This is a genomic window from Burkholderia sp. ZZQ-2 (assembly GCF_050768715.1).
Classification (GTDB): Bacteria; Pseudomonadota; Gammaproteobacteria; order Burkholderiales; family Burkholderiaceae; genus Burkholderia; species Burkholderia cepacia.
On the sequence record NZ_LDVA01000274.1, the window covers coordinates 94,705 to 118,100 of the forward strand.

A 23,396-nucleotide genomic window follows, 5' to 3' on the forward strand; every position below is an offset into this window, starting at 1 on the left:
GCCTCGGAGATCAAATGGACAGTGCATATGCCCGTGTGGATGGTGTGTTGCTAGATGGCCTGCAGTTCTGTGCCCGGGTGTATGAATTGTTCGAGACTGTATGGCGACATCCGGACTCGGCGACACGGCTCAGGCTCAGGCCATCAACCTTTGAGAAGCGGCTGATCGAGGAACTGCTTCCGATCTGCCGATACCTCCAGTCGCATTATCGGACGGGGCGCTATATCTCCATTTGCTGGTCTAGCGGAAATCAGCGTCCCGATGCAACTATGGAGCAACGAGGGGGCTACATTGACCACGGATACTATCCGGCCGCTGGTTACCTGGAAGTGACCAGCGCTGCACACGAGAACGACCACCTGCTGCGCGAGCGGCTAGATACAGTCGGATTTGCCTATGGTGTTGACGGGCTGAGCGTTTCGGGCACTCGGCGCCGTGGAAATCGGGAAATCGCGTCTGAGGTGGTCGTTCATGGCAATGAGGACTTCGTGCATGCGATGGGTGACGTCGTGCTGAAAAGCATTCTGGGCAAGGTCGAAAAGGTCTACCCCGAGCACACCGTGTTGATCGTGCGCTGCGTGCTGAATTCGCTCTACTACCCTGACGAATGGGATCGCCTCGTTGCGCTCGTGCGTGGCCGACTGCCCCAGCATCAATTCGATGAAATCTGGATGTGTGACGACTCCGATCGATTCCATGACAGCTTGGATTGCCGGCCACTGGAGCGACCTTAACGGATATGCTCGACGCGATTATGCGGCGGCCGCTACTAGGAGGAGATTCGCCGCTGCCTAGGTCGCACTGAGTCCGCCAATCAGCCAACCGAGCGCCCAGACCCCAGCCGCAGGCACGCCGAAGAAGAGCGCGCCGGCCACGCCCGCGGGCCCGAAAATGCACGCGGATGCGGCGAAGGCGAAGAGGACGTATCCGACGACCTTCAGCACTGCGCCGAGGCGCGTGAACCCGTTCGATGCTCTCATGTGTTGCCTCCCCGTGTGGCGTTCAATGGGCGTGCATCGATGCGATGCAGCCACTATGCGCACGTGCGCGCGCGAGGCGCGGTGCGCAGACGCTGCGCCGGGCTCATCCCCTGCCTCGGCGCGCCGACTCGTCCTTGCGCCGCTGGCGCCGCATTCGATCTTGCTCGGCGCGTTGCCGATAAACGGCTTCCAGTTCGGGATCACGTGCGACTTCGAACCAGCGCACGAGGAACCAGAGGAGGCCTGCAGTGACGATGCCAGCGAGATACGCCGTGACGATTTCCATATGGCCTCCGCAGCGCCCGTCAGCCCGCCGCTGCTCCGATCGGGATGATCCGTGTGCCGCGCCATTCCATTTTCCACTCGGCATTTCTCCGCGGCATGTCCAGGTTTGAACACCTAGACATGCTGCCGCTGGCCCGCCGGGCTGGGGCTAGTAGGAGAAGTAAGCATGAGTCGGTTGTGGAAGTGGGCCATCTGGCTCGCAATCCTGGCCCTGCTCATCTGGCCGACATCGGTCTGGTGACAGATTTTGAACCAACCTCCGTCCGAAAGGGCGGGGTTTTGTGGCGCATGAGGGTATGTCCCCCAAACAGAGCCCACGATCGGAGGCCGCGGATGTTGCCGTTGCCATGTCAATACCAGCCCAGAGGGGCGCCAACTCCCGGGATTGCAATTGATTGCAACTTCGGAAGATTGAGCCTGTGGCGTCGCTCGACCAGCGACGCGTATTTTGACTGTGTAGATTTGCCGTGTCGATTTCGTGCCACAGCACCGTGGTGCCTTGAAATTCGACCGTCGAAACAACATTTACAGTTCCGAACGCATCAAAAAACCTGCTGTCAATAGCAAAGCTATAGATTCACGCGTACAATTTTGTTGACACAGTTAGCGGTGCCGTCAGTTGGTGCAGGCGGGATCACAGGTGCGATATCGCACCGCATCTCAGTCTGCGGGAGGACACGATATGGAACGAAAAATCACTGAACTCTACGGCGTAGAAATCAAGCCGCGTGTGATCATTCGGCCGAAATCTTCGGTCCGCGTCTCCACGCCCGCAGAAAAGCGCGAGGTCCTCGAGTCGATCCACAAAGTGATGGATGAGCACAGGGATGTACTCATCGCCTTGAAGGATCGCTGATTGCTCGAGGTCGACTACGTCATCACCGCGCACGATGCCATCCTAGTTGAGTTTGGTGGCCTTGGAGGGTTTGCGGGAGGCGGCCGGGATGGGGTCATCGCCGCTCTAGCACGGGTCGAAAATCACGCTTTTTACAACGGTATCGACGACATCTTCGGCATTGCGGCCATGTATGGTGTCGCGATAGCTTGTGGGCACGTTTTCAACGACGGCAACAAGCGGACTGCTTTGACGTGTGCTCTCACCTATCTGGAGCGGGAAGGCTATCCCATCCCACGTACCCCGGAACTTGAAGAGGTGATTGTGCGCGTCGCGCAGAAGGAGATCGATCACGAAATCCTTGCCTCGTACTTGAGCTCGCTCTGGGAGCTTACCCAAGAGTGACGAAAGCCCCGCTCCGAGCGGGGCTTTTTCATTGTGCCGGTGCCTGCGTCTCTGGTGCGCATACAAGCGGCCGGTTGACCTATCGGCTACCCGCGAACCGAATTAATCTCGATGACGTTCGCTCCTGCCTTGAGCCGGTCGAGGTAGTCGGCCCATCGCTGCATCATTTCGCGACGTTGGGGGAGGTGGGCAGTGCGGTTGTACGCGCGCCCGAGGGGGTCTTTCACCGCGTGGGCGAGTTGTGCCTCAATGATTGCCGCAGGCAAGCCCAGCACCTCATCCAGGATCGTGCGGGCCATCGCGCGGAAGCCATGACCGGTCATCGTGTCGCCGTCGTACCCCAGCCGGCGTAGCGCGCCGTTGATCGTGTTGTCGGACATGGGGCGATCCTTCGTCCGTACGCTCGGAAACAGGAATCGGCCATTACCCGTCAGCGCGTGCAATTCGCGCAGAACCATGACTGCCTGAGTCGACAGCGGCACGATATGGGCGCCACCGGAGGCTTTGCCCTGTTTGGTGCGCTTCATTCGGTCGCTAGGAATCTCCCAGATCCCCGCATCGAGGTCGAGTTCGGCCCACTCGGCGGCGCGCAGTTCGCCAGGCCGTTGGAAGAGCAGTGGAGCGAGGCGAAGGGCGCATACCACCGGGAAGGTGCCTTGGTAGCCGTCGATCGCGCGCAGCAGCTCGGCGACCTGCTTCGGATCGGTGAGCGCGGCCATATGCTCCTGCTGAACCGGCGGCAGCGCGCCGCGGAGGTCGGCCGTGACATCACGCTGTGCGCGTCCGGTCGCCACGGCATACCGGCACACCTGGCTGATGTTGGCATGGAGGCGGTGGGCAGTCTCGAGCGCACCGCGCTTTTCAACTCGGCGCAGCGCATCAAGCACGTCCGGCGGCGCGAGGTCTGCAATGGCCTTACCGCCGATCCATGGAAAGGCGTCGACCTCAAGCCGGCGGAGCAGGCGGGCGCCGTGGCTGGCGGACCAGCTGGGCGCGTACTTCGCATGCCATTCCCGGGCGACCGCCTCGAACGAGTTTTCAGTGCTCAACCGAGCGGCTCGCTTCTCGGCCTTCTTGGCCTCGCCGGGATCGGTGCCGCCGTCCAGCAGCGCACGCGCTTTGTCGCGCCGCTCGCGGGCCTCTTTCAGGGGCACATCAGGGTAGACGCCCAGAGAGATGCGCTTTTCCTTGCCTCCGAAGCGGTATTTGAGTCGCCACCACTTGCCCCCGCTGGGGGCAATTTCCAGGTACAGGCCGCCGCCGTCGAACAGACGGGCTGGTTTGTCGGCCGGCTTGGCGTTCTTGATCGCGGTATCGGTCAGTGGCATGGGGCGCCTCGTTGGGGGCAACAGCTGGCGAGTGAAACCTGCATGCCCCCAATCTTGCCCCCACTTGCCCCCGGCTGTCTACGGACTAATCCGGACCAATTCGGAATGAAAAAACCCGCGAAGCCTTGAGCTATCGCGGGTTTCTGTACTTCCTCGGAACATCTTGGAAGGGAATTTGGTGGAGGCGGCGGGAATCGAACCCGCGTCCAGAAGCGCTCCACGACTAGTTCTACATGTTTAGTTCAGTCATTTGATTTAACCGCAGCGACGCGGACGAACACGCTGCACTACGGCGATTCGCTAGGTTTTCGACCCTGGCGTCGCGACGCCGACAGGGCTTAACTGACGTAAATGACCTCTGGCGGTATTGCTACCGGTCTTGCGACACTAGCCCGTCAGTGAACTAGGCAGAGGACGGCGGCCCTTAGGCTGCCAGTGCGAACGTATCGTCGTTTGCAGTTACGATTTTCCCATTGATTAACGAGGTGACGGGTCCTCGACATGCCCTAGCCGCTTCACAACCCCTGTCGAAACCAGGTCGCCCCCGCGGATAAGATCGAACATTATAGCCCAACATCGCGCAGCAGTTCGCGCAGTTGCAGTGTCGTGTCGACGAGATGTTGCGCTTGCCAGTCGGCCGGTGCGGCGCCGTCGCCGCAGTAGCCGTACGCGGCCGCGATCGTCGCCATGCCGGCGGCGCTGCCGGCCTGAATGTCGCGCAGATCGTCGCCGACGTAGACGATGCGTGCGGGCGTGAGCGTCAACTGGTCGGCCGCATGCAGCAGCGGGGCCGGATGCGGCTTCGGGTGCGGCGTTGTGTCGCCCCCGACGACGCAGGCCGCGCGTGGCGCGAGACCGAGCAACTCGACGAGCGGCGCCGTGAGCCGCATCACCTTGTTCGTGACGATCCCCCAGCGCACACCGCGTGCATCGAGTTCGTCGAGCACGTCGCCGATGCCGGGGAACAGCGTCGTATGCACACACAGATCCGTCGCATAGTTGGCCAGGAACTCGTCGCGCATCGCTTCGTAACCGGGCGTGTGCGGATCGATGCCGAACGCGCCGCCGAGCAGGCCCCGCGCGCCGGCCGAGGCCAGCGGCCGCAGCACGTCGAGCGGTGTTTCGGGCAGGTCGCGCACGCGTTGCATCTTGTTGACGGCCGCCGCGAGATCGGGGGCCGTGTCGGCGAGCGTGCCGTCCAGGTCGAACAGCACGGCATCGCAGTGCAGCAGGCGCGGCTCGTCGAGTGCAGCCCGCGCGGTCGAGAGGGGAGTCGTCATGCAGGGTGGAGGGTCATGCGCCGCGGCGGCACGCGACGAGGTAGTTGATGTCGGTGTCGTTCGACAGCGCGAAGCGCTTGCCGATCGGGTGATACGTGATGCCCTTGATCTCCACGATGTGCAGATCCGTCGCACGCACGAAGCCGGCCAGTTCCGACGGGCGGATGAAGCGCGCGTAGTCGTGCGTGCCCTTCGGCAGCATTTGCGCGATGTACTCCGCGCCGATCACGGCGAACAGGTAGGCCTTCAGGTTGCGGTTCAGCGTCGAGAAGAACACCCAGCCACCCGGCTTCACGAGCGTCGCGCACGCGGCGACGACATCGCCGGGAGACGGCACGTGCTCGAGCATCTCCATGCACGTGACGACATCATAGGTGCCCGGTTCACGCGCGGCGATCGCTTCCGCTGCGATGGCTTCATAGTCGACAGTGATGCCGCTTTCGAGGCTGTGCAGGTCGGCGACGCCGAGCGCTTCGGTCGACAGGTCGATACCTTTCACCTGTGCGCCGAGTCCGGCCATCGATTCGGACAGGATGCCGCCGCCGCAGCCGACGTCGAGTGCACGCTTGCCGGCGAGGTGCGCATGCGCATCGATCCAGCCGAGGCGGACCGGGTTCAGGTCGTGCAGCGGCTTGAATTCGGCGTTCGGATCCCACCACCGATGGGCGAGGTCGCTGAATTTCTGGAGTTCGTGCGGATCGGCGTTGGTCATGTCGGCAAACGGGCTACGAGAGGAGGGCGGTACTGCGATTCGTCAGCCCCGAGTATATAAGAAGCGGACGAGCGGCGAAGCGGCAGGCGCCTGGACGGACGTCAAAGAAAAAGCCCCGCCGGGGCGGGGCTTTGAAGCAGTCGAAAACCGCGGCTTAGTTTGCCGGAACGGTCGTCTTCTGGACTTCTTGCGTACCAACCACTTCGACTTCCACGCGGCGATCCGGTGCGAGGCAGGCGATGAGTTGCTTGCGGTTCTTCTGGTTGCAGCCCGTCGTGACCGGGTTGCGCTTGCCCTTGCCTTCCGTGTAGATCTTATTGGCCGGCACACCCTTGCTGACCAGGTACGACTTCACGGCTTGCGCACGGCGCAGCGACAGACGGTCGTTGTACTTGTCCGAACCGATGCGGTCCGTGTAGCCCGTTGCGACGACCACTTCCGTGTTCATGCCTTCGATCTTCGAAGCCAGTTCGTCCAGCTTTTGCTTGCCCAGCGGCTTGAGCGTTGCCTTGTCGAAGTCGAACAGTGCGTCAGCTTGATACGTGATCTTCTGGCTCGAGATAGCCGGAGCGACCGGAGCGACCGGCGGCTGCGGTGCCTGGGCGACCAGTGCGCCATCGCACTTCGCGTTGGCGGTGGCCGGCGTCCAGAACGCATCGCGCCAGCAGAGCTCGTTCGTGCCGTTCATCCACACCCATTCGCCCGTGCCGTTCACCCAGTTGTCATTGACGGCTTGACGCGACGCCGGCACCGACTGTGCCGAAGCGGATGCAGCCATAACTGCGGTAGCTGCAATGAACGCGAGCTTTGAAAGTTTATTCATATTTCTCCTCTCGAAATTGAGATTACCGCAGGTTTACTGCGAGCCTGTTGACGGTGACAAGTCATACATTGCTCGAAGTATAACATTGGTGCGGCACAAAAAACGCGGCACCGCTCTGTGTAGACTTCGAGCAGCGTCTAACTTTCAGTGCGTTGGCATTTTGCCATATCGTTCCCTTCCTACGAAAAAAAATCCTCCCCACCCTAAGATCGCTTCAACTTTGTGGTGCATGCGCAACACCGCCCTGCCGCAACTTTTAGAGATTGTCAAGAGTGTGTCGGCGAAATTGCGCGAATGTGCGTGGTTGTTTACTCGTGCGCATGAAACAAGTGTGACGGGATCGCCTGCGGCGTCGAGTCGCGTGCGATTTCGGTCGAATCGACGTGGCCGCGATTTTCGCTATTTATATATAGAGGGGGCGGCGAATTGGCGGCTGATGGGCGCATGTTAGAATCTCGCGTTGCGTTGCGCATGCAGCGCCCACGCGAAAGGCGTTCGCCGTCTTCGCTCCGAAACGATACGGATACATGGATCAATTCGCCAAAGAGACCCTGCCCACCTCCCTAGAGGAGGAAATGCGCCGTTCGTATCTCGATTACGCGATGAGCGTGATCGTCGGACGTGCCCTCCCGGATGTCCGCGATGGCTTGAAGCCCGTGCATCGGCGCGTGTTGTTCGCGATGCACGAACTGAACAACGACTGGAACCGCGCGTACAAGAAGTCGGCGCGTATCGTCGGTGACGTGATCGGTAAGTACCATCCTCACGGCGACACCGCGGTGTACGACACGATCGTGCGGATGGCGCAGGACTTCTCGCTGCGCTACATGCTGATCGACGGGCAAGGCAACTTCGGCTCGATCGACGGCGACAATGCCGCGGCGATGCGTTACACCGAAATTCGCATGGCGAAGATCGGTCACGAGCTGCTCGCCGACATCGACAAGGAAACGGTCGATTTCGAGCCGAACTACGACGGCAACGAAATGCAGCCGTCGGTCCTGCCGTCGCGCATCCCGAACCTGCTGATCAACGGCTCGTCGGGTATCGCGGTCGGCATGGCGACCAACATCCCGCCGCACAACCTGAACGAAGTCGTCGACGCGTGCCAGCATCTGCTGGGTAACCCGGAAGCGACGATCGACGAGCTGATCGAGATCATCCCGGCGCCGGATTTCCCGACGGCCGGCATCATCTACGGCGTCGCCGGCGTGCGCGACGGCTACCGCACCGGGCGCGGTCGCGTCGTGATGCGCGCGGCCACGCACTTCGAGGAGATCGACCGCGGCCAGCGGATGGCGATCATCGTCGACGAGCTGCCGTACCAGGTGAACAAACGCTCGCTGCTCGAGCGGATCGCCGAACTCGTCAACGAGAAGAAGCTCGAAGGCATCTCCGACATCCGCGACGAGTCCGACAAGAGCGGCATGCGCGTCGTGATCGAGCTCAAGCGCGGTGAAGTGCCGGAAGTGGTGCTGAACAACCTGTACAAGGCGACGCAGCTCCAGGATACGTTCGGCATGAACATGGTCGCGCTGGTCGACGGCCAGCCGAAGCTGCTGAACCTGAAGGAAATCCTGCAGTGCTTCCTGTCGCACCGACGCGAAGTGCTGACGCGCCGCACGATCTACGAACTGCGCAAGGCCCGTGAACGTGGCCATGTGCTTGAAGGTCTCGCGGTCGCGCTCGCCAACATCGACGAATTCATCGCGATCATCAAGGCAGCGCCGACGCCGCCGATCGCGAAAGCGGAGTTGATGGCGAAGCCGTGGGATTCGTCGCTCGTGCGCGAGATGCTCACGCGCGCCGAGAGCGAGAACGCGGCGGCCGGCGGCCGCTCCGCGTACCGCCCGGAAGGCCTGAACCCGGCGTTCGGCATGCAGAGCGACGGGCTGTACCGCCTGTCCGACACGCAGGCCCAGGAAATCCTGCAGATGCGCCTGCAGCGCCTGACCGGCCTCGAGCAGGACAAGATTATCGGCGAATACCGCGAAGTGATGGCGCAGATCGCCGACCTGCTGGACATCCTCGCACGCCCCGAGCGGATCACGACGATGATCGGCGAGGAGCTGACCTCGGTGAAGGCCGAATTCGGCGACGCGCGCCGCTCGAAGATCGAGCTGAACGCGACCGAGCTGAACACCGAGGATCTGATCACGCCGCAGGACATGGTCGTCACGATGTCGCACGCGGGCTACGTGAAGTCGCAGCCGCTGTCCGAGTACCGCGCGCAGAAGCGCGGCGGCCGCGGCAAGCAGGCGACGCAGATGAAGGAAGACGACTGGATCGAGACGCTGTTCATCGCGAACACGCACGACTACATCCTGTGCTTCTCGAACCGCGGCCGCGTGTATTGGGTCAAGGTCTATGAAGTGCCGCAGGGGTCGCGCAACTCGCGCGGCCGCCCGATCGTCAACATGTTCCCGCTGCAGGAAGGCGAGAAGATCAACGTCGTGCTGCCGGTCAAGGAGTTCTCGGCCGACAAGTTCATCTTCATGGCGACGTCGCTCGGCACCGTGAAGAAGACGCCGCTCGAGGCATTCAGCCGTCCGATGAAGAAGGGCATCATCGCGGTCGGCCTCGACGAGGGTGACTACCTGATCGGCGCGTCGATCACCGACGGTGCGCACGACGTGATGCTGTTCTCCGATTCAGGCAAGGCCGTGCGCTTCGACGAGAACGACGTGCGTCCGATGGGGCGTGAAGCACGAGGTGTGCGCGGCATGCAGCTCGAGGACGGGCAGCAGGTTATCGCGATGCTGGTTGCCGGCAGCGAGGAGCAGACGGTGCTCACCGCGACCGAGAACGGCTACGGCAAGCGTACGCCGATCACCGAGTACACGCGTCACGGCCGCGGCACGAAGGGTATGATCGCGATCCAGACGTCGGAGCGTAACGGCAAGGTCGTGGCTGCAACGCTCGTCGACGCCGAAGATCAGATCATGCTGATCACGACGGCCGGCGTGTTGATTCGCACCCGTGTCTCGGAGATTCGCGAGATGGGGCGTGCCACGCAAGGTGTTACACTCATCAGTCTCGATGAGGGTACCAAGCTCTCCGGCCTGCAGCAGATCGCGGAGGCTGAAGAGGGCGATGGCGAGGCCGACGAGGCGTCGGACGGCGAAGCCTGAAGAACGGATGAGACTCTGGCCGCCGCGGGCGTGAAGCGCCGCGGCCGGCGAGCAACCATTCATATTTCCAAAAGGGAGTGATGATGCAAAAGCAATTCAAGCAACTGGTCCTGCTGGCTGCACTGGTGCCGACGTTCGCGATGGCGCAAGCGCTGTCGAATTCCGCACCGGCGCCTGCCGCGGCAGCTGCGCCGATCGACGCCGACAAGAAGGCTGCGATCAAGGATCTGCTCGACGCGATCGACGCGCCGAAGCTCGTGTCGGCAATCGGCAACAGCGCCGAAATGCAGGCCAAGCAACTCGTGCCGGCAATCCTGTCGGACGCGCTGTCGGAAAACAAGACGCTGAACGACAAGCAGAAGCAGGCTGCCGTTCCGACGCTGCAGAAGAACGCGGTGCCGAAGCTGGTCGACGGCGCAGGCAAGGTGTTCGGTACGCAACAGTTCCAGAACGACGCGATGTCGGCTCAGTACGACGCCTACGCGAAGTACTACAGCACGTCGGAGATCAAGGATCTGACGACGTTCTACAAGAGCCCGACGGGCCGCAAGTTCATCCAGGTTCAGGATCAGGTCGGTCGCGACGTGGTCAACGGCCTGATGCAGAAGTACATGCCGCAAGCGATCCAGGCAACGCGTACGCAGGCTGACAAGGAAGTCGCAGCAGTCAAGCCGGGCAAGTAAAGCCGTCCGGGCACGCCACCGGCCGTTCGGCCGGGTTTGGCGGGAGCCTGACGACAGTGCGATAATGGCCGTTTGCGCGCGAGCGCAAGCGGCCATTTCTTTTCTGGCGCGTTCTGCCGGCGGCGAGCCGGTCGCGTCCCTCCGAGGTTTTCACGATGCGCGTCTTTAATTTCTCCGCCGGCCCTGCGGCGATGCCCGAGGAAGTGCTGCGGCAAGCCGCCGACGAAATGCTCGACTGGCACGGCAGCGGTATGAGCGTGATGGAGATGAGCCATCGCGGCAAGGAGTTCATGTCGATCCACGAGGCCGCGCTGACCGACCTGCGCGACCTGCTCGGCGTGCCGGCAAGCCACCGGATCCTGTTCCTGCAGGGCGGCGGTATCGCCGAAAACGCGATCGTGCCGATGAACCTGCTCGGCTCGCGCAAGACGGCCGACTTCGTCGTGACGGGCTCGTGGTCGCAGAAATCGTTCAGCGAAGCGAAGAAATACGGCACGCCGCATCTCGCCGCAACCGGCAAGACGGAAAACGGCTTCACGCGTGCGCCCGCGCGCGCCGAATGGCAACTGTCGGACGATCCGGCCTACGTGCATCTGTGCACCAACGAGACGATCGACGGCGTCGAGACGTTCGAGATTCCCGATCTCGGCGACGTGCCGCTGGTCGCGGATGTCTCGTCGCACATCCTGTCGCGTCCGATGGACGTCGCGAAGTACGGTGTGCTGTTCGGCGGTGCGCAGAAGAACATCGGGATGGCCGGTGTGACGCTCGTGATCGTGCGCGAGGACCTGCTCGACCGCTCGTTGTCGATCTGCCCGTCCGCGTTCGAATGGAAGACCATCGCCGCGAACAACTCGCTGTACAACACGCCGCCCACCTACGCGATCTACATCGCGGGTCTGGTATTCCAGTGGCTGAAGCGGCAGGGCGGTCTCGAGGCGATCGAGGCCCGCAATATCGAAAAGGCGAAGCTGCTCTATGACACGATCGATGCGAGCAGTTTCTATCTGAACAAGGTCGAGCCGGCAGCACGTTCGCGAATGAACGTGCCGTTTTTCCTGGCCGACGAAACGCGCAACGAAGACTTCCTTGCCGGCGCAAAGGCGCGCGGGCTGCTGCAGCTGAAGGGCCACAAGTCCGTCGGCGGTATGCGGGCGTCGATCTACAACGCGGTGCCGCTCGAGGGCGTGAAAGCGCTCGTCGAGTACATGAAGGACTTCGAGCAGCGCGGCGCCTGACGGCGGCGCTGTTCAAACAGCACGGCAAAACGCATGGACGACGAACTGAATTCCCGCCTGAAACCGCTGCGCGATCGCATCGACGCGATCGATGCGCAGCTGATCGCGCTCCTGAACCAGCGCGCCGCGGTGGCGCTGGAGGTGGGCGAGGTCAAGAAGCATTTCAACGCGCCGGTGTTCCGGCCGGAGCGCGAGCTGCAGGTGATCGCGCGGTTGCAGGACATGAGCGCGGGGCCGCTCGCGAGCGAGCACATCAGCGCCATCTGGCGCGAGATCATGGCCGCGAGCCGCGCGCTCGAGCAGACGATCCACGTCGCGTTCCTCGGGCCAGTCGGCACGTACAGCGAGCAGGCGATGCTCGAGTATTTCGGCCAGTCGATCGAAGGGCTGCCGTGCCCGTCGATCGACGAAGTATTCCGCTCGGTCGAGGCCGGGGCTGCCGCATACGGCATCGCGCCGGTCGAGAATTCGACCGAAGGCGCCGTGTCGCGCACGCTCGACTTGCTGCTGCAGACGCAATTGCTGATCAGCGGTGAGCTCGCGCTGCCGATCCATCACAACCTGCTGACGCAGGGCGGCACGCTCGACGGCGTGAAGCGCGTCTGCGCGCATGCGCAGGCGCTTGCGCAATGCCAGCAGTGGCTCGCGGCGAATGCGCCGCAGCTCGAGCGGCAGGCCGTGGCGAGCAACGCAGAGGCCGCGCGTCTCGCGGCGGCCGATCCGACCGTCGCGGCGATCGCGGGCGACCGTGCGGCCGCGCACTACGGATTGCAGATCGCGTTCTCGCTGATCCAGGACGATCCGCACAACCGCACGCGCTTCGTCATCGTCGGCAAGCAGCCGGCCGGGCAAAGCGGTCACGACCAGACGTCGCTGATCGTGTCGGTGAAGAACGAGCCGGGCGCCGTGTTCAAGCTGCTCGAGCCGCTCGCGCGGCACGGCGTGTCGATGACGCGCTTCGAATCGCGCCCGGCGCGCGTCGGCACGTGGGAGTACTACTTCTACATCGATATCGAAGGGCACCGGGACGATGCGGCGGTGGCGGCCGCGCTCGCGGAACTCGGCCAGAAGGCTGCGTTCCTGAAGATACTCGGTTCGTATCCGCGCGCACGCTGATGCGCGGCGGCCCGTCGCCTGCTCGGGCAGGCGTTGCGGCGAGGCGGGCAGGGCAGGCCGGTTGGCGCTGCCGAAGGCGGGTTCGGCCCGCGTCCGGCGCAGGTTGCGCCGGGTGCGGGCCCGTTGCCCGGAATCTGGAATTCCGCATGCGGGGCGTCGTTCCGCGCGCGTAACTTGGCTCTTGTCGTGTCAGGCTTTGCATTCAACAAACTGGTCATTTTCGGCGTCGGCCTGATCGGCGGATCGCTGGCCCGCGCGCTGCGCGAACGCGCGCCGGGCGGTGCGGGCGAGGTCGTCGGCGTGGGCCGTTCGCGTGCGTCGGTCGAGCGCGCGCTCGCGCTCGGCGTGATCGATCGCGCGGCGGCACTCGACGATGACGCGCAATTGCGCGACGCGCTGGCCGGCGCCGATCTCGTGCTGCTGGCGGCACCCGTTGCGCAAACGGGCCCGTTGCTCAAGCGCGTCGCGCCGTGGCTTGAAGAGGCGACGATCGTCACCGATGCGGGCAGCACCAAGTCCGATGTCGTCGCGGCCGCGCGCGACGCGCTCGGCGCACGCATCGCGCAGTTCGTGCCGGGGCATCCGATTGCCGGTCGCGAGTCGAGCGGCGTCGAGGCCGCGTTGCCGGATCTGTACGTCGGTCGCAACGTGGTGCTGTGCCCGCTGCCGGAGAATGCGCCCGAATCCGTCGCGCGGATCGACGCGATGTGGCGCGCGACCGGCGCCGACGTGCGCACGATGAGCACGGAGCAGCACGATCGCGTGTTTGCGTCGATCAGCCATTTGCCGCACGTGCTGTCGTTCGCGCTCGTCGAGCAGATCCTCGGCGAGGCCGACGCGGAACTCAAATTCTCGTACGCGGCGGGTGGTTTCCGCGATTTCACGCGCATCGCGGCGTCGAGCCCGGAGATGTGGCGCGACGTGTGCGTTGCGAATCGCGCGGCGCTGCTCGACGAGCTCGACGGCTATACGCGCGTGCTCACGCGGCTGCGCGCGGCGATCGACGCCGGCGACGGCGCGGCGCTCGAAGCCGTGTTCACGCGTTCGCGCGCCGCGCGCAAGGCATGGCAGGAGCGCGGCGGCGCGCCTGCTGCCGAACCGGTCAAGAAATAACAGGACGATTCCCATGGACTATCTCGATCTCGGCCCGTACTCCAGCGCATCGGGCACCGTGCGCCTGCCCGGCTCGAAGAGCATTTCGAACCGCGTGCTGCTGCTCGCGGCGTTGGCCGAAGGCGAAACGACGATCACCAACCTGCTCGACTCCGACGACACGCGCGTGATGCTCGACGCACTCGGCAAGCTCGGCGTGAAGCTCGCGCGCGACGGCGATACCTGTGTCGTCACGGGCACGCGCGGCGCATTCACCGCGAAGACGGCCGACCTGTTCCTCGGCAACGCGGGCACGGCCGTGCGGCCGCTGACCGCCGCGCTCGCGGTGAACGGCGGCGACTATCGCGTGCACGGCGTGCCGCGCATGCACGAGCGGCCGATCGGCGATCTCGTCGACGGCCTGCGCCAGATCGGCGCGCAGATCGACTACGAGCTGAACGAAGGCTTCCCGCCGCTGCGGATCAAACCCGCGACGATCTCGGTCGATGCGCCGATCCGCGTGCGCGGCGACGTGTCGAGCCAGTTCCTCACGGCGCTCCTGATGACGCTGCCGCTCGTGAAGGCGAAGGACGGCCGGATTGTCGTCGAGATCGACGGCGAGCTGATCTCGAAGCCGTACATCGACATCACGATCCGGCTGATGGAGCGCTTTGGCGTGACCGTCGAGCGCGACGGCTGGCAGCGCTTCGTCGTGCCGGCCGGGGTTCGCTACAAATCGCCGGGGCAGATCATGGTCGAGGGCGACGCATCGTCGGCGTCGTATTTCCTCGCGGCTGGCGCGCTCGGCGGCGGGCCGCTGCGTGTCGAGGGCGTGGGGCGCGCGAGCATCCAGGGCGACGTCGGCTTCGCGAACGCGCTGATGCAGATGGGCGCGAACGTGACGATGGGCGACGACTGGATCGAAGTGCGCGGCATCGGCCACGACCACGGCAAGCTCGAGCCGATCGACATGGATTTCAACCTGATTCCCGATGCGGCGATGACGATCGCGGTCGCGGCGCTGTTCGCCGCCGGCCCGAGCACGCTGCGCAACATCGCAAGCTGGCGCGTGAAGGAAACCGACCGCATCGCGGCGATGGCGGCCGAACTGCGTAAGGTCGGCGCGATCGTCGAGGAAGGCCCTGACTATCTCGTCGTCACGCCGCCGGAAAGGCTCACGCCGAACGCGGCGATCGACACGTACGACGATCACCGGATGGCGATGTGCTTCTCGCTCGTCAGCCTGGGCGGTGTGCCCGTGCGGATCAACGATCCGAAGTGCGTCGGCAAGACGTTCCCCGACTATTTCGACCGCTTCGCCGCGCTCGCCAAAGCCTGACCCGACTGTTCCGATGAAATCGACCCGACCCTTTCACCCGACTCCCGTCATCACGATCGACGGTCCCACTGCTTCCGGCAAGGGCACCGTCGCCGCGCTCGTCGCCGCGCATCTTGGCTTCCACTTGCTCGACAGCGGCGCGCTGTACCGCCTCGCCGCGCTCGCGAGCGTGCGCTACGGCATCGCGGCAGAGGACATCGACGCGCTGGTGAAGCTGATCGACGATCTCCACATCACGTTCCGGGAGGGCTGCGCGCAGCTCGACGGCGTCGATGTGTCGAACGACATCCGTGCCGAAGCGGTCGGCAACCGCGCATCGGCGATTGCCGTGCATGGGCCGGTGCGCACCGCGCTCGTCGCGCGTCAGCGCGCGTTCCGCAAGACGCCGGGCCTCGTTGCAGACGGGCGCGACATGGGCACCGTGATCTTCCCGGATGCCGTGTTGAAGGTGTTCCTGACGGCCAGCGCCGAGGCGCGCGCGACCAGACGGCATAAGCAATTGATGCAAAAAGGTTTTTCTGCTAATATAGATGACTTGCTCCGGGATCTTCGTGAACGTGACGCGCGCGACAGCAATCGCGCGGCCGCGCCGCTGAAGCCTGCGGCAGATGCCAAGCTGCTCGATACGTCGGCGCTTTCGGTCGATGAAGCGGTCGACCAGGTGCTGCAGTGGTACCGGGCGCTCGGCCAGCCCGCCTGAGAAGGCGGGTAGCAGTAGGTGTTCCGCGTCGCAAGCGCGGAGCGTGTTTCGAACCCTTAACCCCGTGTGGTCGTCGATCTGGCCCTTTCAGCCTGCCATTCCGGCCGGCGTGGCACAGCGATCCATGCACAATCAGATTTTTATGTCCGACCTGCAAACCTCCACCCCGAATACTGAATCTTTCGCGGCTCTGTTCGAAGAGTCGCTGACCCGCCAAGACATGCGCGCCGGCGAAGTGATTTCCGCCGAAGTCGTGCGCGTCGACCACAACTTCGTGGTCGTCAATGCAGGCCTGAAGTCCGAGGCTTACATTCCGATCGAGGAATTCCTGAACGATCAGGGCGAGGTTGAGGTGCAGTCGGGCGATTTCGTGTCCGTCGCGATCGACGCACTCGAAAACGGCTACGGCGACACGATCCTGTCGCGCGACAAGGCGAAGCGCCTTGCATCGTGGCTGTCGCTGGAAAAGGCTCTCGACAACAACGAACTCGTCACCGGCACGATCACCGGCAAGGTGAAGGGCGGCATGACCGTGATGGTCAACGGCATTCGTGCGTTCCTGCCGGGTTCGCTGGTCGACACGCGTCCGGTCAAGGACACGACCCCGTACGAAGGCAAGACGCTCGAGTTCCGCGTGATCAAGCTCGATCGCAAGCGTAACAACGTCGTGCTGTCGCGTCGTGCAGTGATCGAAGCAACCCAAGGCGAAGAGCGCGCGAAGCTGCTCGAGACGCTGAAGGAAGGCGCGATCGTCAACGGCGTGGTCAAGAACATCACCGACTACGGCGCGTTCGTCGACCTCGGCGGCATCGACGGCCTGCTGCACATCACCGACATCGCATGGCGTCGTGTGCGTCACCCGAGCGAAGTCCTGTCGGTTGGCCAGGAAGTCACCGCGAAGATCCTCAAGTTCGACCAAGAGAAGAACCGCGTCTCGCTGGGCATCAAGCAACTGGGCGACGATCCGTGGGAAGGCATCTCGCGCCGTTACCCGTCGGGCACGCGCCTGTTCGGCAAGGTCACGAACATCACCGACTACGGCGCATTCGTCGAAGTGGAATCGGGCATCGAAGGCCTCGTCCACGTGTCGGAAATGGACTGGACCAACAAGAACGTTGCTCCGTCGAAGGTTGTCCAGCTGGGCGACGAAGTCGAAGTCATGGTCCTCGAGATCGACGAAGACCGTCGTCGTATCAGCCTCGGCATGAAGCAGTGCAAGCCGAATCCGTGGGATGACTTCAGCCGCAACTTCAAGAAGGGCGACAAGATCACGGGCGCAATCAAGTCGATCACCGACTTCGGCGTGTTCATCGGTCTGCCGGGCGGCATCGACGGCCTGGTCCACCTGTCGGACCTGTCGTGGAGCGAAGCCGGCGAAGAAGCCGTTCGCAAGTACAAGAAGGGCGACGAAGTCGAAGCGATCGTGCTCGGTATCGACGTCGAGAAGGAGCGTATTTCGCTCGGCATCAAGCAGCTCGAAGGCGACCCGTTCAGCAACTACGTTGCAATGAACGACAAGGGCTCGATCGTCGACGGCGTCGTGAAGACGGTCGATGCGAAGGGTGCGGTCGTCACGCTGACGGGCGACATCGAAGGCTACCTGCGTGCGTCGGAAATCTCGCAGGATCGCGTCGAAGACGCACGCAACGTGCTGAAGGAAGGCGACAAGGTCAACGCGATGGTGATCAACATCGATCGCAAGTCGCGCGGCATCAACCTGTCGATCAAGGCGAAGGATTCGGCTGAACAACAGGAAGCGATCCGCGGCCTGCAGTCGGACACCAGCGCTGCTGCGACCGGTACGACCAACCTCGGCGCGCTGCTGAAGGCGAAGCTCGACGGCCAGAACCAGTAAGCCTCACGAGGTCTGCTGAAGTATGACCAAATCCGAGTTGGTCGCGCAGCTGGCATCGCGATTTCCGCAACTTGTCCTCAAGGATGCGGATTTCGCGGTGAAAACGATGCTCGATGCGATGTCTGACGCTCTGGCGAAAGGGCATCGTATCGAAATTCGGGGTTTCGGCAGCTTTGGCCTCAACCGTCGCCCGGCGCGCGTCGGACGCAACCCGAAGTCAGGGGAGAAAGTGCAGGTGCCCGAGAAGTTCGTGCCGCACTTCAAGCCTGGCAAGGAATTGCGGGAACGCGTCGACGGCCGTGCCGGTGAGCCGCTGAAGGCTGATGATCCGGACGACGAGCGTTGAGCGTCACCCGGATTGCCCGGAACCCATCCGGCGAAGGCTGAAAAGAAAAGCGCCCCTTGCGGGCGCTTTTTTCATTTCCGGCGATTGCGGCGCAACGGGTGCGTGCAGGATGTGCGCAGCCGCGGAAACGCTTCCTTTACAATACGGGTCGATTCGGCGCGACGAAGGGGAGTCGCGCGCCGCGGCAAACCTCAACAAAGAGAGGGCTTCATGAAGTTTATCGTCTGGCTGATCCGGGTATTGGTGTTCGTACTGCTGCTGGTGCTTGCGCTGGCCAATACGCAAACCGCGACGCTGAATTTCGTGGCCGGCTATTCATGGCAGGCGCCGCTGATCCTGATCGGCCTCGCGTTCTTCGCCGTGGGGCTGCTGGCTGGCTTGCTGTCCGCGCTGCCTTCGATCTTCCGCCTGCGTCTCGAGAACGGGCGCCTGAAGCGCGATCTGCGCGCGGCGCGCGAAACGCCGGCCGTCATCGACCAGCCGCCGATGCCGCCCGTCATTTAACACGGACGCCGCGCGATCATCGCGCGGTTTTCGTCTCTGCTTCGATATTTCGCATGGATCTGGATTTCTGGTGGTTGCTCGCGATTCCGGTCGCGTTCGCGCTCGGTTGGGCGGCGTCACGCTATGACCTTAAGAATCTCCTGTCGGAGAGTGCCAACCTGCCGCGCTCGTATTTCCGCGGCCTGAATTTTCTGTTGAACGAACAACCCGACAAGGCAATCGACGCGTTCATCGAGGTCGCCAAGCTGGATCCCGAGACGGTCGAGCTGCACTTCGCGCTCGGCAACCTGTTTCGCCGCCGCGGCGAAACCGACCGCGCGATCCGCGTGCACCAGAACCTGCTGAGCCGCACGGACCTGCCGGTCAACGAGCGCGACCACGCACTGTACGAACTCGGCCAGGATTTCCTGAAGGCCGGCCTGCTCGATCGCGCCGAGGAGGCGTTCCACAAACTCGCCGACGGCGATTACGCACTCGGCGCACAGCGGGCGCTGCTGACGATCTACGAGATCGAGAAGGACTGGAACAAGTCGATCGATACGGCGAAGCGCATCGAGTCGATGAGCGACAAACCGCTCGGCGTCGAAATTGCGCAGTTTCACTGCGAACTTGCGCAGGACGCGCTGCAGCGCAAGAACGCGGCAGCGGCTGCCGAACAGTTGCGCCTCGCGTTGACCGTGAACCCGCAGAACGTTCGCGCGACGATCCTCTCCGGCGACGCCGCGGCGGCCGAGGGCAACCATGCGGCCGCGATCGAGCACTGGAAGCGCGTCGAGGCGCAGAATCCGGCGTATCTGCCGCTCGTCGCCGACAAGCTGATGAAGGCGTACGTCGCGCTCGGCAAGAACGCCGAGGGTGCCGAGCTGCTGATGGGCTATGTCGACCGCTATCCGTCGAACGACCTGCTCGACATCGCATACCAGCACATCGCGGGCTTGCGCGGCCAGGACGCGGCGCACACGCTCGCGCGCACGCAGATGGAGAAGTCGCCGAACCTGTCGGGGATGCTGCACCTGCTCGATGCGCAGATCGCGGCGGCCGACGAGCCGCGTCGTAAGGAACTTGAAATGATGCGTGCGCTGATCAAGCAGCGCACCAAGAATTTGCCACGGTATACGTGCCAGAATTGCGGTTTCCGGGCGCGCAATTTCTACTGGCAGTGTCCGGGCTGCAGCGGCTGGGAAACCTATGCGCCGCGTCGCGTCGATCCTGCGATGCCGGGCTGATCCCGGCACGCGGAGCCAACGCGCTGCGGTTGCCGCCGGGTTCGTCCCGGCGGCCAAGTTAGTCAATTACCGGGAAGTACCGGAACATCTATGAAAATCACCATCATCGGCACCGGCTATGTCGGTCTCGTCACGGGCGCCTGCCTGGCGGAGATCGGCCACGACGTATTCTGCCTCGACGTCGATCCGCGCAAGATCGACATCCTGAACAACGGCGGGATGCCGATTCACGAACCTGGGCTGCTGGACATCATCGCGCGCAACCGCGCAGCGGGGCGCCTGCGCTTCTCGACCGACATCGAGGCAAGCGTCGCGCACGGCGAGATCCAGTTCATCGCCGTCGGCACGCCGCCCGACGAGGACGGCTCGGCCGACCTGCAGTACGTGCTCGAAGCCGCGCGCAACATCGGCCGCCACATGACGGGCGTCAAGGTGATCGTCGACAAGTCGACGGTGCCGGTCGGTACCGCACAGCGCGTGCGCGGCGTGGTCGACGAAGCGCTTGCCGCCCGCGGGCTGGCAGGCAGCGTCGCGCATCGCTTCTCGGTCGTGTCGAACCCGGAGTTCCTGAAGGAAGGCGCCGCGGTCGAGGACTTCATGCGTCCGGACCGGATCATCATCGGCGTCGACGGCGACGAGACGGGCACGATCGCGCGCGAGAAGATGAAGAAGCTCTACGCGCCGTTCAACCGCAACCATGAGCGCACGATCTACATGGACGTGCGTTCGGCGGAGTTCGCGAAATATGCGGCGAATGCGATGCTTGCAACGCGTATCTCGTTCATGAACGAGATGTCGAATCTCGCCGACAAGGTCGGCGCCGACATCGAGGCCGTGCGCCGCGGGATCGGCTCCGATCCGCGCATCGGCTATCACTTCCTGTACGCCGGCGTCGGCTACGGCGGCTCGTGCTTCCCGAAGGACGTCCAGGCGCTGATTCGCACGGCCGGCGAGAACGGCCAGCCGTTGCGCATCCTGGAAGCCGTCGAGGCAGCCAACCATGCGCAGAAGGACGTGCTGATCGGCAAGATCGAGCAGCGCTTCGGTGCCGACCTGACCGGCCGCGAGTTCGCGGTCTGGGGCCTGGCGTTCAAGCCGAATACCGATGACATGCGCGAGGCGCCGAGCCGCCGCCTGATCGCCGCGCTCCTCGAACGCGGCGCGACCGTGCGTGCGTACGATCCGGTCGCGGTCGACGAGGCGCGGCGCGTGTTTGCGCTCGATTTCGGTACCGATCCGGACGCGCTGGCGCGGCTGCATCTCGTCGACACGCAGGACATCGCCGTGACGGGCGCGGACGCGCTCGTGATCGTGACCGAGTGGAAGGAATTCCGGAGCCCTGATTTCACGCGCCTGAAGGCTGAACTGAAGGCGCCGGTGATCTTCGACGGGCGCAACCTGTACGAGCCGGATGCGATGGCCGAACTCGGCATCGACTACTACGCGATCGGCCGGCCGTATGTCGATCCCCAGTCGTCCTCCCGTGGCTGATCACACGATGAATACTCTCCGCGAGGTCGTTCCGGTGCCGCGTGCGCAACTCGCGCGCTCGCGCGTGCTTGTCGTCGGCGACGTGATGCTCGACCGTTACTGGTTCGGCAACGTCGATCGCATTTCGCCCGAGGCGCCCGTGCCGGTCGTGCACGTGCAGCGCCAGGAAGAGCGGCTCGGCGGTGCGGCCAACGTCGCGCGCAACGCCGTGACGCTCGGCGGCCAGGCCGGGTTGCTGTGCGTCGTCGGGTGCGACGAACCCGGCGAGCGCATCGTCGAACTGCTCGGCAGCAGCGGCGTGACGCCGCATCTCGAACGCGACCCGGCGCTGCCGACCACGATCAAGCTGCGCGTGCTCGCGCGCCAGCAGCAACTGCTGCGCGTCGACTTCGAGGCCATGCCGACGCACGAGGTGCTGCTCGCGGGGCTCGCGCGCTTCGATGCGTTGCTGCCGCAGCACGACGTCGTGCTGATGTCGGATTACGCGAAAGGCGGCCTGACGCACGTCACGACGATGATCGAGAAGGCGCGTGCGGCCGGCAAGTCCGTCCTCGTCGACCCGAAGGGCGACGACTGGGCGCGCTATCGCGGTGCGTCGCTGATCACGCCGAATCGCGCGGAATTGCGCGAAGTGGTCGGGCAGTGGAAATCGGAAGACGATCTGCGCGCACGTGTCGCGAAGCTGCGCGCGGAACTCGACATCGACGCGCTGCTGCTCACGCGTTCGGAAGAAGGCATGACGCTGTTTTCCGCCACCGGCGAACTGCACGCACCGGCGCTCGCGCGCGAGGTGTTCGACGTGTCGGGCGCGGGCGATACCGTGATCGCGACGGTCGCGACGATGCTCGGCGCAGGCGTGCCGCTCGTCGACGCCGTCGTGCTCGCGAATCGCGCGGCAGGCATCGTGGTCGGCAAGCTCGGCACGGCCACGGTGGACTACGACGAACTGTTTCATTGAGCGCATGCGGCGGCGCGATGAGCGCGCCGCACGCATGGCTCGCACTTTTCAGGCAGGACGATCATGACCCTCATCGTCACCGGCGCAGCCGGTTTTATCGGCGCGAACATCGTCAAGGCGCTCAACGAGCGCGGCGAGACGCGCATCATCGCGGTCGACAACCTGACGCGCGCGGACAAGTTCCGGAATCTCGTCGATTGCGAGATCGACGACTATCTGGACAAGTCGGAATTCGTCGAACGTTTCGCGCGCGGCGATTTCGGCAAGGTGCGCGCGGTGTTCCACGAAGGTGCGTGCTCGGACACGATGGAAACCGACGGCCGCTACATGATGGACAACAACTTCCGCTACAGCCGCGCGTTGCTCGACACCTGCCTCGCACAGGGCACGCAGTTCCTGTACGCGTCGTCGGCGGCGACCTACGGCGGCTCGACGCGATTCGTCGAGGAGCGCGACGTCGAGGCGCCGCTGAATGTCTACGGCTATTCGAAGTTCCTGTTCGACCAGGTGGTCCGTCGTGTGCTGCCGACCGCGCAGAGCCAGATCGCCGGCTTCCGCTATTTCAACGTGTACGGCCCGCGCGAGACGCACAAGGGCCGCATGGCGTCGGTCGCGTTCCACAACTTCAACCAGTTCCGTGCGGAAGGGAAGGTGAAGCTATTCGGCGAGTACAACGGCTACGCACCGGGCGAGCAGACGCGCGACTTCGTGTCGATCGAGGACGTGACCAAGGTGAACCTGTTCTTCTTCGATCATCCGGAGAAGTCGGGCATCTTCAACCTCGGAACCGGCCGTGCGCAGCCGTTCAACGATATCGCGTCGACGGTCGTGAATACGTTGCGCGCGCTCGACAACCTGCCGCCGCTGACGCTCGCGCAGCAGGTCGAGCAAGGGCTGATCGAATACGTGCCGTTCCCCGATGCGCTGCGCGGCAAGTACCAGTGCTTCACGCAGGCCGACCAGACGAAACTGCGCGCGGCCGGTTACGACGCACCGTTCCTGACCGTGCAGGAAGGCGTCGACCGATACGTGCGTTGGCTATCCGGCCAGGTTTAAACGGAAGCGTTGC

At 63.9% G+C, this 23,396-nt stretch carries 23 protein-coding genes and 1 other RNA gene; 17 read left to right on the top strand and 7 right to left on the bottom strand.

What is annotated here, in order from left to right:
• Window positions 1-14 precede the first annotated feature (14 nt).
• A complete protein-coding gene (locus ABY44_RS22060; RefSeq protein WP_063812536.1) occupies window positions 15-734 on the top strand; it encodes a hypothetical protein in 720 nt (239 codons plus the stop codon).
• Window positions 735-791: 57 nt separating this feature from the next.
• Here the strand turns inward: ABY44_RS22060 and ABY44_RS22065 are convergent, their stop codons facing one another.
• Window positions 792-980, bottom strand: a complete 189-nt coding sequence (locus tag ABY44_RS22065; protein ID WP_060174717.1) for a hypothetical protein — start codon at window positions 978-980, stop codon at window positions 792-794.
• A gap of 103 nt (window positions 981-1,083) precedes the next feature.
• Window positions 1,084-1,266, bottom strand: a complete 183-nt coding sequence (locus ABY44_RS22070) for a hypothetical protein (protein ID WP_060174718.1) — start codon at window positions 1,264-1,266, stop codon at window positions 1,084-1,086.
• 681 nt (window positions 1,267-1,947) lie between these two features.
• On the opposite strand from ABY44_RS22070, the gene ABY44_RS22075 reads away from it, so the two are divergent.
• Both ABY44_RS22075 and ABY44_RS22080 read left to right on the top strand, forming a co-directional pair.
• Window positions 1,948-2,121, top strand: a complete 174-nt coding sequence (locus ABY44_RS22075) for a hypothetical protein (protein WP_196487892.1) — start codon at window positions 1,948-1,950, stop codon at window positions 2,119-2,121.
• Window positions 2,122-2,505: a type II toxin-antitoxin system death-on-curing family toxin gene (locus ABY44_RS22080; protein WP_060174719.1), complete on the top strand. Its 384-nt coding sequence runs from the start codon at window positions 2,122-2,124 to the stop codon at window positions 2,503-2,505.
• Window positions 2,506-2,591: 86 nt separating this feature from the next.
• On the opposite strand, the gene ABY44_RS22085 is transcribed toward ABY44_RS22080, so the two are convergent.
• The 5 genes from ABY44_RS22085 to ompA all read right to left on the bottom strand — a co-directional run bounded on the left by ABY44_RS22085 (window position 2,592) and on the right by ompA (window position 6,648).
• Window positions 2,592-3,833, bottom strand: a complete 1,242-nt coding sequence (locus ABY44_RS22085; protein WP_060174720.1) for a tyrosine-type recombinase/integrase — start codon at window positions 3,831-3,833, stop codon at window positions 2,592-2,594.
• 176 nt (window positions 3,834-4,009) lie between these two features.
• Window positions 4,010-4,379: a transfer-messenger RNA gene (gene ssrA / locus ABY44_RS22090) on the bottom strand.
• A gap of 17 nt (window positions 4,380-4,396) precedes the next feature.
• Window positions 4,397-5,113: a phosphoglycolate phosphatase gene (gph, locus tag ABY44_RS22095; protein ID WP_060174721.1), complete on the bottom strand. Its 717-nt coding sequence runs from the start codon at window positions 5,111-5,113 to the stop codon at window positions 4,397-4,399.
• A gap of 13 nt (window positions 5,114-5,126) precedes the next feature.
• Window positions 5,127-5,825 (bottom strand): bifunctional 2-polyprenyl-6-hydroxyphenol methylase/3-demethylubiquinol 3-O-methyltransferase UbiG, encoded by a 699-nt coding sequence (gene ubiG / locus ABY44_RS22100; protein WP_027788067.1) that lies wholly within the window; start codon window positions 5,823-5,825, stop codon window positions 5,127-5,129.
• Between the two features lie 154 nt (window positions 5,826-5,979).
• Window positions 5,980-6,648 (bottom strand): outer membrane protein OmpA, encoded by a 669-nt coding sequence (gene ompA, locus ABY44_RS22105; RefSeq protein WP_021157465.1) that lies wholly within the window; start codon window positions 6,646-6,648, stop codon window positions 5,980-5,982.
• A gap of 527 nt (window positions 6,649-7,175) precedes the next feature.
• Here ompA and gyrA point away from each other — a divergent pair.
• From gyrA to rfaD, 14 genes are all read left to right on the top strand, one after another.
• Window positions 7,176-9,779, top strand: coding sequence for a DNA gyrase subunit A (gene gyrA, locus ABY44_RS22110; RefSeq protein ID WP_027788066.1), 2,604 nt, complete (start codon window positions 7,176-7,178; stop codon window positions 9,777-9,779).
• A gap of 83 nt (window positions 9,780-9,862) precedes the next feature.
• On the top strand, window positions 9,863-10,462 hold the full coding sequence (locus ABY44_RS22115) for a DUF2059 domain-containing protein (RefSeq protein ID WP_021157463.1): 600 nt from the start codon (window positions 9,863-9,865) through the stop codon (window positions 10,460-10,462).
• Between the two features lie 155 nt (window positions 10,463-10,617).
• Window positions 10,618-11,700, top strand: coding sequence for a 3-phosphoserine/phosphohydroxythreonine transaminase (serC, locus tag ABY44_RS22120; protein WP_027788065.1), 1,083 nt, complete (start codon window positions 10,618-10,620; stop codon window positions 11,698-11,700).
• 33 nt (window positions 11,701-11,733) lie between these two features.
• Window positions 11,734-12,816 carry a prephenate dehydratase gene (pheA, locus tag ABY44_RS22125; RefSeq protein WP_048024358.1) on the top strand — a complete coding sequence of 361 codons (1,083 nt, stop codon included), beginning with the start codon at window positions 11,734-11,736 and terminating at the stop codon, window positions 12,814-12,816.
• A 186-nt stretch (window positions 12,817-13,002) separates the two neighbouring features.
• Window positions 13,003-13,929, top strand: coding sequence for a prephenate dehydrogenase/arogenate dehydrogenase family protein (locus tag ABY44_RS22130; protein WP_060174722.1), 927 nt, complete (start codon window positions 13,003-13,005; stop codon window positions 13,927-13,929).
• 13 nt (window positions 13,930-13,942) lie between these two features.
• Entirely contained in the window at window positions 13,943-15,247 is a 1,305-nt protein-coding gene (gene aroA / locus ABY44_RS22135) for a 3-phosphoshikimate 1-carboxyvinyltransferase (RefSeq protein WP_060174723.1), read from the top strand.
• A gap of 13 nt (window positions 15,248-15,260) precedes the next feature.
• A complete protein-coding gene (gene cmk / locus ABY44_RS22140) occupies window positions 15,261-15,947 on the top strand; it encodes a (d)CMP kinase (RefSeq protein WP_006476573.1) in 687 nt (228 codons plus the stop codon).
• Between the two features lie 142 nt (window positions 15,948-16,089).
• The gene (gene rpsA / locus ABY44_RS22145) at window positions 16,090-17,802 is read left to right on the top strand and encodes a 30S ribosomal protein S1 (RefSeq protein WP_027788061.1); all 1,713 of its coding nucleotides are present in this window, start codon (window positions 16,090-16,092) and stop codon (window positions 17,800-17,802) included.
• 22 nt (window positions 17,803-17,824) lie between these two features.
• On the top strand, window positions 17,825-18,148 hold the full coding sequence (locus tag ABY44_RS22150) for an integration host factor subunit beta (protein WP_006486894.1): 324 nt from the start codon (window positions 17,825-17,827) through the stop codon (window positions 18,146-18,148).
• Window positions 18,149-18,358: 210 nt separating this feature from the next.
• On the top strand, window positions 18,359-18,652 hold the full coding sequence (locus ABY44_RS22155; protein WP_021157458.1) for a lipopolysaccharide assembly protein LapA domain-containing protein: 294 nt from the start codon (window positions 18,359-18,361) through the stop codon (window positions 18,650-18,652).
• Between the two features lie 53 nt (window positions 18,653-18,705).
• A complete protein-coding gene (gene lapB, locus ABY44_RS22160; protein ID WP_059485227.1) occupies window positions 18,706-19,878 on the top strand; it encodes a lipopolysaccharide assembly protein LapB in 1,173 nt (390 codons plus the stop codon).
• Between the two features lie 90 nt (window positions 19,879-19,968).
• Window positions 19,969-21,369, top strand: coding sequence for a UDP-glucose dehydrogenase family protein (locus ABY44_RS22165; RefSeq protein WP_060174724.1), 1,401 nt, complete (start codon window positions 19,969-19,971; stop codon window positions 21,367-21,369).
• 7 nt (window positions 21,370-21,376) lie between these two features.
• Window positions 21,377-22,327, top strand: a complete 951-nt coding sequence (gene rfaE1 / locus ABY44_RS22170; RefSeq protein WP_051363294.1) for a D-glycero-beta-D-manno-heptose-7-phosphate kinase — start codon at window positions 21,377-21,379, stop codon at window positions 22,325-22,327.
• A 63-nt stretch (window positions 22,328-22,390) separates the two neighbouring features.
• Complete coding sequence (rfaD, locus tag ABY44_RS22175) at window positions 22,391-23,383, top strand: ADP-glyceromanno-heptose 6-epimerase (RefSeq protein WP_027788057.1); 993 nt, start codon at window positions 22,391-22,393, stop codon at window positions 23,381-23,383.
• The last annotated feature ends 13 nt before the right edge of the window (window positions 23,384-23,396 follow it).

What these genes read in the sequence shown, in the direction of transcription:
- ubiG (WP_027788067.1), bottom strand. Translation starts at nt 5,825, where the DNA reads ATGACCAACGCCGATCCGCACGAACTCCAGAAATTCAGCGACCTCGCC.
- serC (WP_027788065.1), top strand. Translation starts at nt 10,618, where the DNA reads ATGCGCGTCTTTAATTTCTCCGCCGGCCCTGCGGCGATGCCCGAGGAA.
- cmk (WP_006476573.1), top strand. Translation starts at nt 15,261, where the DNA reads ATGAAATCGACCCGACCCTTTCACCCGACTCCCGTCATCACGATCGAC.
- rfaD (WP_027788057.1), top strand. Translation starts at nt 22,391, where the DNA reads ATGACCCTCATCGTCACCGGCGCAGCCGGTTTTATCGGCGCGAACATC.
- ABY44_RS22075 (WP_196487892.1), top strand. Translation starts at nt 1,948, where the DNA reads ATGGAACGAAAAATCACTGAACTCTACGGCGTAGAAATCAAGCCGCGT.
- ABY44_RS22070 (WP_060174718.1), bottom strand. Translation starts at nt 1,266, where the DNA reads ATGGAAATCGTCACGGCGTATCTCGCTGGCATCGTCACTGCAGGCCTC.
- ABY44_RS22165 (WP_060174724.1), top strand. Translation starts at nt 19,969, where the DNA reads ATGAAAATCACCATCATCGGCACCGGCTATGTCGGTCTCGTCACGGGC.
- ABY44_RS22155 (WP_021157458.1), top strand. Translation starts at nt 18,359, where the DNA reads ATGAAGTTTATCGTCTGGCTGATCCGGGTATTGGTGTTCGTACTGCTG.
- ABY44_RS22115 (WP_021157463.1), top strand. Translation starts at nt 9,863, where the DNA reads ATGCAAAAGCAATTCAAGCAACTGGTCCTGCTGGCTGCACTGGTGCCG.
- ompA (WP_021157465.1), bottom strand. Translation starts at nt 6,648, where the DNA reads ATGAATAAACTTTCAAAGCTCGCGTTCATTGCAGCTACCGCAGTTATG.
- rfaE1 (WP_051363294.1), top strand. Translation starts at nt 21,377, where the DNA reads ATGAATACTCTCCGCGAGGTCGTTCCGGTGCCGCGTGCGCAACTCGCG.
- rpsA (WP_027788061.1), top strand. Translation starts at nt 16,090, where the DNA reads ATGTCCGACCTGCAAACCTCCACCCCGAATACTGAATCTTTCGCGGCT.
- pheA (WP_048024358.1), top strand. Translation starts at nt 11,734, where the DNA reads ATGGACGACGAACTGAATTCCCGCCTGAAACCGCTGCGCGATCGCATC.
- lapB (WP_059485227.1), top strand. Translation starts at nt 18,706, where the DNA reads ATGGATCTGGATTTCTGGTGGTTGCTCGCGATTCCGGTCGCGTTCGCG.
- ABY44_RS22065 (WP_060174717.1), bottom strand. Translation starts at nt 980, where the DNA reads ATGAGAGCATCGAACGGGTTCACGCGCCTCGGCGCAGTGCTGAAGGTC.
- gyrA (WP_027788066.1), top strand. Translation starts at nt 7,176, where the DNA reads ATGGATCAATTCGCCAAAGAGACCCTGCCCACCTCCCTAGAGGAGGAA.
- aroA (WP_060174723.1), top strand. Translation starts at nt 13,943, where the DNA reads ATGGACTATCTCGATCTCGGCCCGTACTCCAGCGCATCGGGCACCGTG.
- ABY44_RS22060 (WP_063812536.1), top strand. Translation starts at nt 15, where the DNA reads ATGGACAGTGCATATGCCCGTGTGGATGGTGTGTTGCTAGATGGCCTG.
- ABY44_RS22150 (WP_006486894.1), top strand. Translation starts at nt 17,825, where the DNA reads ATGACCAAATCCGAGTTGGTCGCGCAGCTGGCATCGCGATTTCCGCAA.
- ABY44_RS22085 (WP_060174720.1), bottom strand. Translation starts at nt 3,833, where the DNA reads ATGCCACTGACCGATACCGCGATCAAGAACGCCAAGCCGGCCGACAAA.
- gph (WP_060174721.1), bottom strand. Translation starts at nt 5,113, where the DNA reads ATGACGACTCCCCTCTCGACCGCGCGGGCTGCACTCGACGAGCCGCGC.